The following is a 14,826-nucleotide window of genomic DNA, read 5'->3' as shown; positions in this document are numbered from 1 at the left end:
GGCTTCGAACTCCTCTGACAAGCTGACGCCATGAATATCGTGATTTTGGCGGCAGGCACCGGCAAGCGCATGCGTTCCGCGCTGCCGAAAGTGCTTCATCCCCTGGCCGGCAGGCCGCTCCTCTCCCACGTCATCGACACCGCGCGCACGCTGCAGCCGTCCCGGCTCGTCGTCGTCGTCGGTCATGGCGCCGAGCAGGTCCAGGCCGCCGTCGCCGCGCCCGACGTCCAGTTCGCGGTGCAGGCCGAGCAGCTCGGCACCGGCCACGCGGTGCGCCAGGCGCTGCCGCTCCTCGATCCCGCGCAACCGACGCTCGTGCTGTACGGCGACGTGCCGCTCACGCGCGCATCGACCCTGCAGCGCCTCGTCGACGCCGCGCGCGAAGGCCGCTACGGGATTCTGACGGTCACGCTCGACGATCCGACCGGCTACGGCCGCATCGTGCGCGACGCGGCCGGCTTCGTCACGCGCATCGTCGAACAGAAGGACGCGTCGCCCGAACAGCTGAAGATCGCCGAGATCAACACCGGCATCATCGTCACGCCCACGGCCCAGCTGTCGATGTGGCTCGGCGCGCTGAAGAACGAGAACGCGCAGGGCGAGTACTACCTGACCGACGTCGTCGAACTCGCGATCGAGGCCGGTTTCGAGGTCGTCACCGCGCAGCCCGACGAGGAATGGGAAACGCTCGGCGTGAACAGCAAGGCGCAGCTCGCCGAACTCGAGCGGATCCACCAGCGCACCATCGCCGACGCGCTGCTCGTCGCGGGCGTCACGCTCGCCGATCCGGCGCGCGTCGACGTGCGCGGCACGCTGCGCTGCGGCCGCGACGTGTCGATCGACGTGAACTGCGTGTTCGAAGGCAACGTGACGCTCGCCGACAACGTGACGATCGGCGCGAACTGCGTGATCCGCAACGCATCGGTCGGCGCGGGCACGCGCATCGACGCATTCACGCACATCGACGGCGCCGAGCTCGGCGCGCACACCGTGATCGGCCCGTACGCGCGGCTGCGCCCAGGCGCGCAACTCGCGGACGAAGCGCACGTCGGCAACTTCGTCGAGGTGAAGAATGCGGTGATCGGCCACGGCTCGAAGGCGAACCACCTCACGTACATCGGCGACGCCGACATCGGCGCGCGCGTGAACATCGGTGCGGGCACGATCACCTGCAACTACGACGGCGCGAACAAGTTCCGCACCGTGATCGAGGACGACGTGTTCGTCGGCTCCGATACGCAGCTCGTCGCGCCCGTGCGCGTCGGCCGCGGCGTGACGATCGCCGCCGGCACGACGATCTGGAAGGACGTGGCCGACGGCCTGCTCGCGTTGAACGAGAAGACCCAGACCGCGAAGAGCGGCTACGTCCGCCCGGTCAAGAAGAAAAGTTAACATCACGCGGGTGCCGGACGGCGCCCGCTTCCCTATGGAAGGTAGATTTCATGTGCGGCATTGTCGGCGCAGTTGCGCAGCGTAATATCGTTCCGGTGCTGATCGAAGGTTTGCGGCGCCTCGAATACCGTGGCTACGACTCGTGCGGCGTCGCCGTGCTCGAGCCGGACGCACCGAAGCGCGCGCGCAGCGTCGCACGCGTCGCCGATCTCGACGCGCAGGTGCGCGAGTCAAACCTCGAAGGCACCACCGGCGTCGCGCACACCCGCTGGGCGACGCATGGCGCGCCCGTCACGCACAACGCGCACCCGATCTTCTCGTCGAACGCGCTCGCGCTCGTCCACAACGGCATCATCGAGAACTTCGAATCGCTGCGTGAAGCGCTGCGCGCGAAGGGCTACGAATTCGTGTCGCAGACCGACACCGAAGTGATCGCCCACCTCGTGCACAGCCTGTATCGCGGCAACCTGTTCGACGCGGTGCGCGAGGCGGTGGGCCAGCTGCACGGCGCGTATGCGATCGCCGTGATCCACAAGGACCAGCCGCACACCGTCGTCGGCGCACGCCAGGGTTCGCCGCTCGTGGTCGGCCACGGCGACGGCGAGAACTTCCTCGCGTCCGACGCGCTCGCCCTCGCGGGCAGCACCGACCACTTCACGTTCCTCGAGGAAGGCGACGTGTGCGAGCTGTCGCTCGACGGCGTGAAGATCGTCGACCGCAACGGCGCCACCGCGCAGCGCGAGATCCGCGTGGTCAGCGCCTACGGCGGCGCAGTCGAACTCGGACCGTATCGCCACTTCATGCAGAAGGAAATCTTCGAGCAGCCGCGCGCGATCAGCGATACCGTGCCGCAGACGGACGCGTTCGACGCGACGCTGTTCGGCGACGCCGCGCCCGCCGCGTTCGCGGACATCGACAGCCTGCTGATCCTCGCGTGCGGCACGAGCTACTACTCGGGCCTGACCGCGAAGTACTGGCTCGAATCGATCGCGAAGATCCCGACCCAGGTCGAGATCGCGAGCGAATACCGCTACCGCGAATCGGTGCCGAACCCGCGCCAGCTCGTGCTGGTGATCTCGCAGTCGGGCGAGACGGCCGACACGCTCGCCGCGCTCAAGCATGCGCAGTCGCTCGGCCACACCCATACGCTCGCCGTCTGCAACGTCGCGACGAGCGCGATGGTGCGCCTCACCGAAATGCAGTTCCTGACGCACGCGGGCACCGAGATCGGCGTCGCGTCGACGAAGGCGTTCACGACGCAGCTCGTCGCGCTGTTCGTGCTGGCGGCCACGCTCGGCAAGCTGCGCGGGCACGTCGATGCCGCGCAGGAAGCCGAATTCCTGAAGCAGCTGCGCCACCTGCCGGCCGCGCTGAACAGCGTGCTCGCGCTGGAGCCGCAGATCATCGCGTGGTCGGAGGAATTCGCGCGCAAGGAAAACGCGCTGTTCCTCGGCCGCGGGCTGCACTACCCGATCGCGCTCGAAGGCGCGCTGAAGCTGAAGGAAATCTCGTACATCCACGCCGAAGCCTATCCGGCCGGCGAACTGAAGCACGGGCCGCTCGCGCTCGTCACGGAAGCGATGCCGGTCGTCACGGTCGCGCCGAACGACACGCTGCTCGAGAAGCTGAAGTCGAACATGCAGGAAGTGCGTGCGCGCGGCGGCGAGCTGTACGTGTTCGCCGATGCCGACACGCAGATCGTCAACGACGACGGCCTGCACGTGATCCGGATGCCGGAGCACTACGGGCAACTGTCGCCGATCCTGCACGTCGTGCCGCTGCAATTGCTCGCGTATCACACCGCGTGCGCACGCGGCACCGACGTCGACAAGCCGCGGAACCTCGCGAAGTCGGTGACGGTGGAGTAAGGCAGGGCACCGGTCGGCGCACCAGCGACGTGTGCGCCGCCGAGACAGACGGAGAGACAATGGTAAGACTGATTGGATGCGGTGTGCTGGCGCTGACGTTCGCGTCGACGGGCTGGGCCGCCGAGCATTACGTCGAGGTCTGGAACCCGCCCGAGGCGCGGAAGCCGGCAGCCCATGCGCCGGAAGCCCGTACGCCGGAAGCCCGTACGCCGGATGCCCGTACGCCGGATGCCCGTAACCCGGCCACGCACACGGGCGCCGACGCGCGCGCCGGCAAGAGCGCGGAGAAGCACGCGAACGTCACCCCGAAAGCCGCGGCGAAGCCGCACAAGCGCCGCGTCGCGCAGGCCGTGAAAGCCGATTCGCATCGTCCGCCCGCGGCCGGGGCGCCGGCCGCTCCGCGCCCCGTTGCGCAGCCCGCACCGGGACGCCTGACGGTGATGCAGCCGGCTGCGCCCGATGCGCCGCACGCACTGAATTACTCCAACATCCCGCGTCAATACACGCCGGACGGCAACGTGCTGCAGGTCGGCACGCACGGCCGCTCCGCGGAGGTGACTCGATAATGGAAGCGCAAACCTACCACGGCTACCAGATCTGGGGCCACGCGATCCTGCAGCAGGACGAGATCCTGCAACCCGAGCGCTTCGCGGCGAGCGGCACGATCACGCAGAACAACAAGCTGGTCGAGGCGTCCGGCGTGCTCGGCGTGTTCGACACCGAGGACGACGCGCGCGACGCGGGGCTCGAATGGGCTCGCGCCTGGATCGACAGCCACCGCTGAGCCGGCGCGGCGTGCGCAACCGGCACGCTGCCGCCGACGCCGCGCATCGGCCGGCCGCACACCGCACATGAAAAAGGGGCGTCATGGACGCCCCTTTCCTATTCGAACCCGAACAATTCAGGCTGCAGGCCGTGGCGGCCGCATGGCCGTCTGCGGCCGGCCGACGAGCCGTGCCAGCCCGACGATCGTGGCCAGTGTCGCGAGGTACGCGACGATCTGGATGCCCGCCGGGCGCGCGGTATAGCCGATCAGCGTATGCAGCGCCTTGCCGACGAGGCTCGAATCCTTGAGCAGCCACGACGTATCCCAGATCACGTCGCCCCACGACGGCACGAGGCCCGCCGAGAGCAGGAAGCCGACGCACTGGCTGGCCATCCCCGCCGCGAGCAGCACGATCAGCCAGTTGGTGACGGAGAACAGGCGCTTCAGCGGAATCTGCAGCAGGCCCGCATACATCCCGTAGCCGAGCCCGGCGCCGCCCAGCACGCCGAGCAGCCCGCCGACGATCATCTGCGGCGTCTGCCCCGGGTCGCCCGCCGCGATGCCGTACAGGAACAGCACGGCCTCTGAGCCTTCACGCAGCACCGCGACGCCGACCACGATCGCCAGCCCCGTCAGCGGCTTGCTGCCGTCCGCGACGGCGCGCCCGACCTCGGTCATCTGCATCGCCATCTCGCGGCCGTGCCGGCTCATCCAGATACTGTGCCACGCGAGCATCAGCGTCGCGACGAACATCACGCCCGCGTTGAAGACCTCCTGCCCCATGCCGGACGCCCACTGCGAAATCACGTCGGCGAACGCGGCGATCAGGCCCGCGCCGATCACGCCGCCCACCAGCCCGCCGCCGACCCACCAGCCGCGCCGCGGCACGCCCTTGGTGGCGGCCATCACGATCGACACCACCAGCGCGGCCTCGAGCACTTCACGAAAGACGATCAGGGCAGTAGACAACATGGCGATAGGGGCTTATTTGACGGTCAGGTGCGTCTTCGACTGCGCTTCGTGATACTCGTCGTGGAATTCGTACGTGCCGGCCTTCAGCGGCCCGACCATGATTTCCACCGACTTGCCGGCGGGGATGACCTTCTCCGCCTTGAAGTCGTCGCTCTCGAATTCGGCGGGCGTCGCGTCGAGGTTCTTCACGACGAACTTCACCTTCTTGCCGGCCGGGATCGTCACGCCATCGGGCGAAAACTTGTGGTCCTTCAGGGTCAGGTTGACGACATCGTCGGCCGCGAATGCGGACGTGGCCGATGCGCCCACCAGGGCCAGCGCGAAGCCGAAAGCAAAACGGTTCATGACGGTAACGAATTGAAATATCGAAGGGAACCGATACTAAGATCGATTCGCATTTTCAACTCGCGTACCCTTACTGGCGTCATGGTGATCACGCTTCACGGATCGCCGTCGCGCAAGGCCCGACAAGGCATCCGCCCCGCCGCACCCGGAACGCGCCGCCGTCAATCGGGATAAATTCCGAATGACGTCGACGGCGCAATCGCAATTCATCAGACTTCACGTTTACAACAGCCTGTCGCTGCAGCAAGGCTGCGACACGGATTTCCGGCAACCCGCGTACGCTTGACCTTCCCACCGTGGCAAGCTTCATGCTGTCGATGCTTGTCAATCGTCAACTCAGGAGAACACGATGGAATTCGAAGTCCAGGACATGACCTGCGGCGGCTGCGCCAACGCCATCACGCGCGCGGTGACGGCCGCCGATCCCGCCGCGAAGCTCGACATCGACGTCGCGGCGAAGATCGTCAAGGTCGAATCGGCGCAAGGCGCCGAGCGCGTGCAGTCGATCATCGAAGCCGCCGGCTTCCACCCCCGCGCTGCGCGCCGCATAACGCCCGCGCGCCGCGACCCGCGGGCACATCGCCGAGCGGCGCTGCGCCCGCGCCCGATTGCGCGTCAGCGCAGCCGGATCAGCGTCGACTTCAGCTCGGTGTATTTCTCGAGCGCATGCAGCGACTTGTCGCGGCCGTTGCCCGACTGCTTGTAGCCGCCGAACGGGAAGTTCATGTCGCCGCCCTCGTCGTAGCAGTTCACCCAGACGGTGCCCGCACGCAGCCGGCGCGACACGTCGTGCGCGGTCGTCAGGTTCGACGTCCACACGGCCGCCGCCAGCCCGTATTCGGTGTCGTTCGCGATTCGCACCGCTTCGTCGACGTCGTCGAACACGATCACCGACAGCACGGGCCCGAAGATCTCCTCGCGCGCGATCTTCGCGTCCGGCTTCACCTCGAACACCGTCGGCTCCACGTAGAAGCCACCCGTTTCCGCCTTCACGCGCGCACCGCCCGTGACGAGCCTGCCTTCGCTGCGCCCGGCCTCGATATAGCCGAGCACGCGCTCGAGCTGGATGCCGTCGACGATCGCGCCCATCGACACCGCCGGATCGAGCGGATTGCCGGGCACGTACGCGCGCGCCGCCGCGACGAGCTTCTCGATGAATGTGTCCTTGATGTCGCGATGCACGAGGAGGCGCGAGCCTGCCGTGCACATCTCGCCCATGTTGTAGAAGATCGCACCGGCAGCCGCCTGTGCCGCGCGGTCGAGATCGGGACAATCGGGCAGCACGATGTTCGGCGACTTGCCGCCGAGTTCGAGCCACGCGCGCTTCAGGTTCGACTGCGCGGCGTACTGCATGATCAGTTTGCCGACCGCCGTCGAGCCCGTGAACGCGATGCAGTCGACGTCGCGATGCAGCGCGAGCAGCTTGCCCGGCTCGCCCGCGCCCGGCACGACGTTGAACACGCCGGCCGGAATGCCGGCCTCATACGCGAGCTGCGCGACACGGATCGCGGTCAGCGGCGATTTCTCCGACGGTTTCAGCACGACGCTGTTGCCGGCCGCGAGCGCCGGGCCGAATTTCCACGCGGCCATCAGGATCGGGAAGTTCCACGGCACGACGGCGGCCACCACGCCGACCGGCTCGCGCGTGACGAGACCGACGAGATGATGATCGGCCGGCGCGACTTCGCCGCCCACCTTGTCGATCGCCTCCGCAAACCATTCGACGCAGTATGCGGCGCCCGGCACGTCGACCGTCGTCGTGTCGCCGATCGGCTTGCCGGCGTCGAGCGTTTCGAGCAGCGACAGCTCGTCGAGATGCTCGCGCATCAGCGCGGCCCAGCGCAGCAGCACGGCCTTGCGCGCACGCGGGTTCAGCCCGGCCCACACGCCCGCGTCGAACGCGCGGCGCGCGGCGGCCACAGCCGCGTTCACGTCGGCTTCGCCGCAATCGGCTACCTTCGCCAGCACGCGGCCGTCGATCGGGCTCACGCAGTCGAACGTCTTGCCGCCGTGCGCGTCGCGCGACGCGCCGTCGATGAATGCGCGCCCTTCGATCTCGAGCGACGCCGCCTTGTCCTGCCAGTCAGCCAAAGTCAACTTGTTCATCAGGATGCCTCAGTTTTTTGGCATTCGCGATGCGACACGCCGCTGCGCGTGACGCGCAGCCGGCCGGCAGCGAATGCAGTGACGCGCGGGGGAAGGTCAGAAGGTCGCCGGCGAATTGGCCGAGACGACCTCGCAGATCAGGTCCGCGCTGGGATTGCGAAAACGGTGCGGCAAACGGCTTTCGAAGTAGTAGCCGTCTCCGGGGTCGAGCAGCCACGTCGCGCCGTCGACGGTCAGCTCGAGCCGGCCCGACACGACGACACCGCCCTCGTGCCCCGCGTGCACGAGCATCTCGGGCCCCGTATCGGCCTGCGGCTGGTAGATCTCGCGCAGGATGCACATGTTGCGATCCTTCATGCTCGCGCCGACCAGATGAAACGCGAGCGTGTCGTTGCCGAGGTTCGGCATCTCGTCGCGACGCGACACGACCGAGCGCGATTCGACGAGCTCGAACGTGAAGAACTCCGCGAGACTCATCGGGATGCATTCGAGCAGCTTCTTCAACGAGCCGACCGACGGGCTCACACGGCCCTGTTCGATCAGCGAGATCGTGCCGTTGGTCACGCCGGCCCGCTTCGCGAGTTCGCGCTGCGACAGGCCCTGCTTGTTGCGCACGAAACGCAGGCGCTCGGCGACTTCGGTGGACATCGATTCGGTTTCGGACACGATAAGTGCGATGACAAAGTGAAACGACGCGGTGGACAGCCGTTGAATATTCTAATCACTTTATGCCGCGCATCAGCGGGGAAAACCCTGAAAGGCGTTCGAAATAATGAACGCCGTGCCGATTATTCATTTTACGAATCTTTTGTTCGCACTGCTCGGGAAAGCCCTGATGCAACACCGTTAAAAAACATTTGACGCCGTTTTTGGCTCGTATATGCTGGCTCTCAGGTTAGCGTCATCAAGCATTCATCGGCAGCAAAAAACGTTATTGCAACGCAAAAATTGATGCCCATCAATGTAAATAACGCGTAACCGGCGCCTTGATTATTTTAAACGCCCCGCGCGTCGAAACGGTCAGGTGTTCAATACTTTCAACAACCCAGTCGAGTGTAATCGTGAGAGTCCGTGGCCCTCTGGTGAGGTGGGATCGAGGCGATGTGCGAAGTTTGCGCAGCGCGGCGTCCGCTTCCGACGACGGCAGTTGCGGCTGGCATAGTCCTCGCCTGCTTCACCTGTCGATCTACACCATCCTGTCCCGTCGTTCCGTTCGGCGTCACAACGCCGTTTCCGCACGCGCATTCGTCGCCGTCGACACCGACGAAGTGGCGTCGCTGCTGCCGTAGCGCCTCTCCTTTCTTTACGTCGTTCGTTTCGTCTGCTGATTCGCCAACCGCATCGTCCGTGCGGTGACGGAACGCGTTCGCGCATGCGTTGCCGCGTCGCGTGTCGCAATGAAACGAACGACGGCCTGATCGTCGCGCGCAGCGCGGATCGCCACGCCATCCCGTTGCGCCCATTCACCAGCGGCCTTGCCTCTTGCGCAAGGCTGCGGGGCCGTTGCACGCCGGCGTTTCGCCACATCCGGCAAGCAAGACGCAACGACCCTCCGGATAACTGATTGACGTCATGGATAGAAGGAAACCTCTCGTCGGCATCACCGCCGACCACACGCAAATCGGCGCACACGCGTCGCATACGGTCGGCGACAAATACGTCGCCGCGATCGTCGACGGCGCGCAAGCGTTCGCGATGGTGCTGCCCGCGCTCGGCGAGCGCCAGTCGGTCGACGACGTACTCGACACGGTCGACGGCCTGCTGTTTACCGGCAGCTACTCGAACGTCGAGCCGCATCGGTACGGCGGCGAACCGAGCGCGCCGGGCACGAAGCACGACCCGGCCCGCGACGCGACCACGCTGCCGCTGCTGCGCGCGGCGATCGCCGCGGGCGTACCCGTGCTGGCCGTCTGCCGCGGCTTCCAGGAGCTGAACGTCGTCTGCGGCGGCACGCTGCACCAGCGCGTGCACGATGTGCCGGGCCTCGCCGATCACCGCGAGGACGACGACGCGCCGATGGAGACGCAGTACGGCCCCGCGCACGTCGTGCGCCTGACGCCCGGCGGCACGCTGCACGCGCTCGCCGGCGGCCGCGACGAGGTGCACGTGAATTCGCTGCACAAGCAGGGCATCGCCCAGCTCGGCTCCGGCCTCGCCGTCGAAGCCGTCGCGCCGGACGGGCTGATCGAAGCCGTGAGCGTCGTCGATGCGCCGGCTTTCGCCCTCGCCGTGCAGTGGCATCCGGAATGGCGTCATGCGCAGGACCCGCTGTCGAGCGCGATCTTCCGCGCCTTCGGCGATGCCTGCCGCGCCCGCCGCGCTGCCCGCACGCGCGCCATGGCCGCCGCCGCGCTCGCCTGAGCGCGCCGACCCAACCAACGAGAACAGACATGCAAGACATCGAAGACTTTCTGAAGCAGCACCGGATCACTGAAGTCGAAGCGATCATCCCCGACATGGCCGGCATCGCGCGCGGCAAGATCACGCCGCGCAACAAGTTCACGTCCGGCGAATCGATGCGCCTGCCGCAAGCCGTGATGGTGCAGACCGTCACCGGCGAATATCCGGAAGACGGCTCGCTGACCGGCGTGACCGACCCCGACATGGTGTGCGTGCCCGACACGTCGACGATCCGCCTGATTCCGTGGGCCGTCGACCCGACCGCGCAGGTGATCCACGACTGCGTGCACTTCGACGGCTCGCCGGTCGAGATCTCGCCGCGCTACGTGCTGCGCCGCGTGCTCGACCTGTACAAGGCGAAGGGCTGGAAGCCCGTCGTCGCGCCGGAACTCGAGTTTTACCTGGTCGACATGAACAAGGACCCCGACCTGCCGCTGCGCCCGCCGGTCGGCCGCACGGGCCGCCCCGAAACGGGTCGCCAGTCGTATTCGATCGAGGCCGTGAACGAGTTCGACCCGCTGTTCGAGGACATCTACGAGTACTGCGAAGCGCAGAATCTCGACATCGACACGCTGATCCACGAAGTCGGCGCCGCGCAGATGGAGATCAACTTCATGCACGGCGACGCGCTGTCGCTGGCCGACCAGGTGTTCCTGTTCAAGCGCACGGTGCGCGAGGCCGCGCTGCGTCACAACATGTACGCGACGTTCATGGCCAAGCCGATGGAAGACGAACCGGGCTCGGCGATGCACGTGCATCAGAGCATCGTCGACGAGGAAACCGGCCAGAACCTGTTCACGTCACCGGAAACCGGCGGCGCGACGTCGATGTTCTACAACTACCTCGCCGGGCTGCAGAAGTACACGCCGGCGCTGATGCCGATCTTCGCGCCGTACATCAACTCGTACCGCCGCCTGTCGCGCTTCATGGCCGCGCCGATCAACGTGCAGTGGGGCTACGACAACCGCACGGTCGGCTTCCGCATTCCGCACTCGGGCCCGTCGGCACGCCGTATCGAGAACCGCATCCCGGGCGTCGACTGCAATCCGTACCTCGCGCTCGCCGCGACGCTCGCGGCCGGCTATCTCGGCATGACGCAGCGCCTGGAGCCGACCGAGCCGCTCGTCAGCGACGGCTACGAGCTGCCGTACCAGCTGCCGCGCAACCTCGAGGAAGGGTTGACGCTGATGGCGGCCTGCGAGCCGCTCGGCGAGATCCTCGGCCACAAGTTCCTGAAGGCGTATTTCGCGCTGAAGGAAACCGAATACGAAGCGTTCTTCCGCGTGATCAGCTCGTGGGAACGCCGCCATCTGCTGCTGCACGTCTGAGCGTGCACCCGACCGAATACGGAATCACGGAGGAAACATGACGTATCGCAACGAATCAGCCTGGGTCCAGCCGGCCGCACCGAGCGCCACGGCCGCCGCACCGCGCGCGACGCAGGCGCGCACGACCGCCGAATACCGCGCGCTCGATGCCGCGCACCACATCCACCCGTTCTCCGACATGGGCGCGCTGAACCGCGCCGGCAGCCGCGTGATCGTGAAGGCCGACGGCGTCTACCTGTGGGACTCGGACGGCAACAAGGTGATCGACGGGATGGCCGGCCTCTGGTGCGTGAACGTCGGCTACGGCCGCAAGGAACTCGCCGACGCCGCGTATCGCCAGATCCAGGAACTGCCGTTCTACAACACGTTCTTCAAGACCACGCACCCGCCGGTGATCGAGCTCTCCGCGATGCTCGCGGAAGTCACGCCGGCCGGCTTCAACCACTTCTTCTACTGCAACAGCGGCTCGGAAGGCAACGATACCGTGCTGCGCCTCGTGCACCAGTACTGGCGCGTGCAGGGTCAGCCGCAGAAGAAGTATGTGATCTCGCGCAAGAACGGCTATCACGGCTCGACGATCGCCGGCGGCACGCTCGGCGGGATGGGCTACATGCACGAGCAGATGCCGTCGAAGGTCGAGCACATCGTGCACATCGACCAGCCGTATTTCTTCGGCGAAGCAGCGGCCGGCGAAACGCCGGAAGCATTCGGCCTGGCGCGCGCGCAGCAGCTCGAAGCGAAGATCCTCGAACTCGGCGCGGAGAACGTCGCGGCGTTCATCGGCGAGCCGTTCCAGGGCGCGGGCGGCGTGATCTTCCCGCCGTCGACGTACTGGCCGGAAATCCAGCGGATCTGCCGCAAGTACGACATCCTGCTGGTGGCCGACGAAGTGATCGGCGGCTTCGGCCGCACCGGCGAATGGTTCGCACACCAGCACTTCGGTTTCGAACCCGATCTCATCACGATGGCCAAGGGCCTCACGTCGGGCTACGTGCCGATGGGGGCGGTCGCCATTCACGAACGCGTGGCGCGACCGATCATCGACAACGGCGAATTCAACCACGGCCTCACGTACTCGGGCCATCCGGTGGCGGCGGCCGTCGCGGTCGCGAACCTGAAGCTGCTGCGCGACGAAGGGATCGTCGAGCGCGTGAAGAACGACACGGGCCCGTACTTCCAGGCGCTGATGCGCGAAACCTTCGCGCGTCACCCGATCGTCGGCGAAGTGCATGGCCACGGCCTCGTCGCGAGCCTGCAGCTCGCCGAGGCGCCGGCCGAACGCCGCCGCTTCGCGAACGGCGGCGACGTCGGCACGATCTGCCGCGACTTCTGCTTCAACGGCAACCTGATCATGCGCGCGACCGGCGACCGGATGCTGCTGTCGCCGCCGCTCGTGATCTCGCGTCCGGAAATCGATGAACTCGTATCGAAGGCGAAAAAAGCAGTCGATGCAACCGCCCAGCAACTGGGTATTTCGTAACGGTTTTTGCCTACAGGCGTGCGGCGGGCGCCGCACGCCGCCATAACCCAAGGGAATTCCACCATGCGTGCCTGCTTTCTTCGCCAAGCCTGTTCCGTTGCCGCCCTTGCCGCCGCGGCCGCGTTCACGTCGGTCGCCAGCCCGACGGCACACGCGGCCGACGAGCTGAACGTCTACAACTGGTCCGACTACATCGCACCCGACACGATCCCGAACTTCCAGAAGCAGACGGGCATCCACGTCAAGTACGACAACTACGACAGCGACGACACGCTTCAGGCGAAGCTGCTGGCCGGCAGTTCGGGCTACGACATCGTCGTGCCGACGTCGAACTACATGGCCAAGCAGATCCAGGCCGGCGTGTACCAGAAGCTCGACAAGTCGAAGCTGCCGAACCTCGCGAACCTCGACCCGCTGCTGATGAAGATGATCTCGGATGCCGATCCGGGCAACCAGTACGGCGTGCCCTGGGCCTACGGCACGGACGGCATCGGTTACAACGCGCAGGCGGTGAAGAAGGCGCTCGGCGACAAGGCGCCGGTCGACAGCTGGGCGCTGGTGTTCGACCCGGCCAACATGGAAAAGCTGAAGAGCTGCGGCGTGTCGTTCCTCGACCAGGCCGTCGACGTGTTCGCCGCCACGCTGCAATACATGGGCAAGGACCCGAACAGCAAGAATCCCGGCGACTACCAGGCTGCGTTCGAAGTCCTGAAGAAAGTCCGCCCGTACATCACCCAGTTCAACTCGTCCGGCTACATCAACGACCTCGCGAACAACGACGTGTGCGTCGTGCTCGGCTGGTCGGGCGACGTCGGCATCGCGCATCGCCGCTCGGCCGAAGCGAAGCGTTCGTACGACATCAAGTTCTCGAACCCGAAGGAAGGCGGCCTGCTGTGGTTCGACGTGATGGTGATCCCGAAGGATGCGCCGCACCCCGAGAGCGCGCTGAAGTGGATCAACTACGTGTCCGATCCGAAGGTCAACGCGGCGATCACCAACACGGTTTTCTACCCGACCGCGAACAAGGCCGCGCACCAGTTCGTCACGCCGGCCGTCGCACAGGACCCGACCGTCTACCCGCCTGAAGACGTACTGAAGAAGATGGTGCTGATGAAGCCGATGCCGGCCGACATCCTGCGCCTCGAGAACCGTCTGTGGGCCCAATTGAAGACCGGCCACTGATCGACCTGAATTCCGGCGGCGCAGGCGGCGCTTCAAGCCTGCCCGCCTGAGATCCGCGGACCTCCGTCCGCCCGCGCGCGCCGCGCGCACTGTTCCATCCGGCACGAGCCGTCGCCCGTGAGTCGCGTTTTGCGCCTCGCGCGGGGGCGCTCACGCCTGCAATCCGTGAAGAACGAATGGTGAATCCCATGCAATCGATACCCTCTTCCGCTGCCGCACGACAGACCCAACCGGCCCCCGCGGTCCGTACGCAAAACGACGCCTTCGTCCGCATCGAAAACGTCGTGAAGAAATTCGGCGACAGCACCGCCGTCGACAACGTGAACCTGACGATCGCGAAGAACGAGCTGTTCGCGCTGCTCGGCAGCTCGGGCTGCGGCAAGTCGACGTTGCTGCGCATGCTCGCCGGGCTCGAGACGGCCACCTCCGGCAAGATCTTCGTCGACGGTGAAGATCTTGCTTCGCTGCCGCCGTACCGCCGCCCGGTGAACATGATGTTCCAGTCGTACGCGCTGTTCCCGCACATGACGGTCGAATCGAACGTCGCGTTCGGCCTGAAGCAGGAAGGCACGCCAAAGCACGAGATCAAGGAGCGCGTGGCCGATGCGCTCGCGCTCGTGCAGATGAGCAAGTACGCGCAGCGCAAGCCGCATCAGCTCTCCGGCGGCCAGCAGCAGCGCGTCGCGCTGGCCCGCTCGCTGGTCAAGCGCCCGAAGCTGCTGCTGCTCGACGAGCCGATGTCCGCGCTCGACAAGAAGATCCGCCAGAAGACCCAGCTCGAACTCGTGAACATCATCGAGAAGGTCGACGTGACCTGCGTGATGGTCACGCACGACCAGGAAGAGGCGATGACGATGGCCAGCCGCCTCGCGGTGATGAGCGAAGGCAAGATCGTGCAGATCGGCGCGCCGGGCGAGGTGTACGAATTCCCGAACAGCCGCTTCTCGGCCGAATTCATCGGCTCGACCAACCTGTTCGAAGGGCGCG

The 14,826-nt window shown here is 66.3% G+C and carries 14 protein-coding genes and 1 pseudogene; 11 read left to right on the top strand and 4 right to left on the bottom strand.

What is annotated here, in order from left to right; translation table 11 throughout:
• Positions 1-30 precede the first annotated feature (30 nt).
• Genes glmU through LGM56_RS21145 form a run of 4 tightly spaced genes read left to right on the top strand, consistent with a single transcriptional unit; the run spans position 31 to position 4,044 of the window.
• Positions 31-1,392, top strand: a complete 1,362-nt coding sequence (gene glmU / locus LGM56_RS21160; protein WP_089461736.1) for a bifunctional UDP-N-acetylglucosamine diphosphorylase/glucosamine-1-phosphate N-acetyltransferase GlmU — start codon at positions 31-33, stop codon at positions 1,390-1,392.
• A gap of 50 nt (positions 1,393-1,442) precedes the next feature.
• Positions 1,443-3,260, top strand: coding sequence for a glutamine--fructose-6-phosphate transaminase (isomerizing) (glmS, locus tag LGM56_RS21155; RefSeq protein ID WP_089495771.1), 1,818 nt, complete (start codon positions 1,443-1,445; stop codon positions 3,258-3,260).
• Positions 3,261-3,319: 59 nt separating this feature from the next.
• Positions 3,320-3,826 (top strand): hypothetical protein, encoded by a 507-nt coding sequence (locus tag LGM56_RS21150; RefSeq protein ID WP_226206706.1) that lies wholly within the window; start codon positions 3,320-3,322, stop codon positions 3,824-3,826.
• Positions 3,826-4,044 carry a hypothetical protein gene (locus LGM56_RS21145; protein WP_011353435.1) on the top strand — a complete coding sequence of 73 codons (219 nt, stop codon included), beginning with the start codon at positions 3,826-3,828 and terminating at the stop codon, positions 4,042-4,044. Before LGM56_RS21150 ends, LGM56_RS21145 begins: the two co-directional genes overlap by 1 nt.
• A gap of 117 nt (positions 4,045-4,161) precedes the next feature.
• Here the strand turns inward: LGM56_RS21145 and LGM56_RS21140 are convergent, their stop codons facing one another.
• Both LGM56_RS21140 and LGM56_RS21135 read right to left on the bottom strand, forming a co-directional pair.
• Complete coding sequence (locus LGM56_RS21140) at positions 4,162-4,998, bottom strand: FTR1 family iron permease (protein ID WP_089495773.1); 837 nt, start codon at positions 4,996-4,998, stop codon at positions 4,162-4,164.
• Between the two features lie 12 nt (positions 4,999-5,010).
• On the bottom strand, positions 5,011-5,343 hold the full coding sequence (locus LGM56_RS21135; protein WP_226206705.1) for a cupredoxin domain-containing protein: 333 nt from the start codon (positions 5,341-5,343) through the stop codon (positions 5,011-5,013).
• Between the two features lie 349 nt (positions 5,344-5,692).
• On the opposite strand from LGM56_RS21135, the pseudogene LGM56_RS21130 reads away from it, so the two are divergent.
• A pseudogene (locus LGM56_RS21130) lies at positions 5,693-5,875 on the top strand (heavy-metal-associated domain-containing protein); the annotation flags it as partial.
• Between the two features lie 83 nt (positions 5,876-5,958).
• Here LGM56_RS21130 and LGM56_RS21125 read toward each other — a convergent pair.
• Together LGM56_RS21125 and LGM56_RS21120 are read right to left on the bottom strand one after the other, a co-directional pair.
• Positions 5,959-7,449 (bottom strand): aldehyde dehydrogenase, encoded by a 1,491-nt coding sequence (locus tag LGM56_RS21125; RefSeq protein WP_089495774.1) that lies wholly within the window; start codon positions 7,447-7,449, stop codon positions 5,959-5,961.
• Between the two features lie 96 nt (positions 7,450-7,545).
• Complete coding sequence (locus LGM56_RS21120) at positions 7,546-8,097, bottom strand: cupin domain-containing protein (RefSeq protein ID WP_069249383.1); 552 nt, start codon at positions 8,095-8,097, stop codon at positions 7,546-7,548.
• A 455-nt stretch (positions 8,098-8,552) separates the two neighbouring features.
• On the opposite strand from LGM56_RS21120, the gene LGM56_RS21115 reads away from it, so the two are divergent.
• The 6 genes from LGM56_RS21115 to LGM56_RS21090 all read left to right on the top strand — a co-directional run.
• Positions 8,553-8,738, top strand: a complete 186-nt coding sequence (locus LGM56_RS21115; protein ID WP_043184603.1) for a hypothetical protein — start codon at positions 8,553-8,555, stop codon at positions 8,736-8,738.
• 283 nt (positions 8,739-9,021) lie between these two features.
• Entirely contained in the window at positions 9,022-9,810 is a 789-nt protein-coding gene (locus tag LGM56_RS21110; protein ID WP_226206704.1) for a gamma-glutamyl-gamma-aminobutyrate hydrolase family protein, read from the top strand.
• Between the two features lie 29 nt (positions 9,811-9,839).
• Positions 9,840-11,177 (top strand): glutamine synthetase family protein, encoded by a 1,338-nt coding sequence (locus tag LGM56_RS21105; RefSeq protein ID WP_089441191.1) that lies wholly within the window; start codon positions 9,840-9,842, stop codon positions 11,175-11,177.
• A 37-nt stretch (positions 11,178-11,214) separates the two neighbouring features.
• A complete protein-coding gene (locus tag LGM56_RS21100) occupies positions 11,215-12,657 on the top strand; it encodes an aspartate aminotransferase family protein (RefSeq protein ID WP_226206703.1) in 1,443 nt (480 codons plus the stop codon).
• Between the two features lie 63 nt (positions 12,658-12,720).
• Positions 12,721-13,839: a polyamine ABC transporter substrate-binding protein gene (locus LGM56_RS21095; RefSeq protein WP_089495776.1), complete on the top strand. Its 1,119-nt coding sequence runs from the start codon at positions 12,721-12,723 to the stop codon at positions 13,837-13,839.
• A 188-nt stretch (positions 13,840-14,027) separates the two neighbouring features.
• Positions 14,028-14,826, top strand: a 799-nt coding sequence (locus tag LGM56_RS21090; RefSeq protein ID WP_226206702.1) for an ABC transporter ATP-binding protein, incomplete at its 3' end; no start/stop codon positions are given.

This window comes from Burkholderia sp. AU38729, assembly GCF_020419725.1.
Classification (GTDB): domain Bacteria; phylum Pseudomonadota; class Gammaproteobacteria; order Burkholderiales; family Burkholderiaceae; genus Burkholderia.
The sequence above is the reverse complement of the archived record's forward strand: the minus strand, read 5'-3'. Positions and strand labels throughout refer to the sequence as shown.

Coding starts and splice junctions, on each gene's coding strand:
- glmU (WP_089461736.1), top strand. CDS start 31: ATGAATATCGTGATTTTGGCGGCAGGCACCGGCAAGCGCATGCGTTCC.
- glmS (WP_089495771.1), top strand. CDS start 1,443: ATGTGCGGCATTGTCGGCGCAGTTGCGCAGCGTAATATCGTTCCGGTG.
- LGM56_RS21150 (WP_226206706.1), top strand. CDS start 3,320: ATGGTAAGACTGATTGGATGCGGTGTGCTGGCGCTGACGTTCGCGTCG.
- LGM56_RS21145 (WP_011353435.1), top strand. CDS start 3,826: ATGGAAGCGCAAACCTACCACGGCTACCAGATCTGGGGCCACGCGATC.
- LGM56_RS21140 (WP_089495773.1), bottom strand. CDS start 4,998: ATGTTGTCTACTGCCCTGATCGTCTTTCGTGAAGTGCTCGAGGCCGCG.
- LGM56_RS21135 (WP_226206705.1), bottom strand. CDS start 5,343: ATGAACCGTTTTGCTTTCGGCTTCGCGCTGGCCCTGGTGGGCGCATCG.
- LGM56_RS21125 (WP_089495774.1), bottom strand. CDS start 7,449: ATGAACAAGTTGACTTTGGCTGACTGGCAGGACAAGGCGGCGTCGCTC.
- LGM56_RS21120 (WP_069249383.1), bottom strand. CDS start 8,097: ATGTCCACCGAAGTCGCCGAGCGCCTGCGTTTCGTGCGCAACAAGCAG.
- LGM56_RS21110 (WP_226206704.1), top strand. CDS start 9,022: ATGGATAGAAGGAAACCTCTCGTCGGCATCACCGCCGACCACACGCAA.
- LGM56_RS21105 (WP_089441191.1), top strand. CDS start 9,840: ATGCAAGACATCGAAGACTTTCTGAAGCAGCACCGGATCACTGAAGTC.
- LGM56_RS21100 (WP_226206703.1), top strand. CDS start 11,215: ATGACGTATCGCAACGAATCAGCCTGGGTCCAGCCGGCCGCACCGAGC.
- LGM56_RS21095 (WP_089495776.1), top strand. CDS start 12,721: ATGCGTGCCTGCTTTCTTCGCCAAGCCTGTTCCGTTGCCGCCCTTGCC.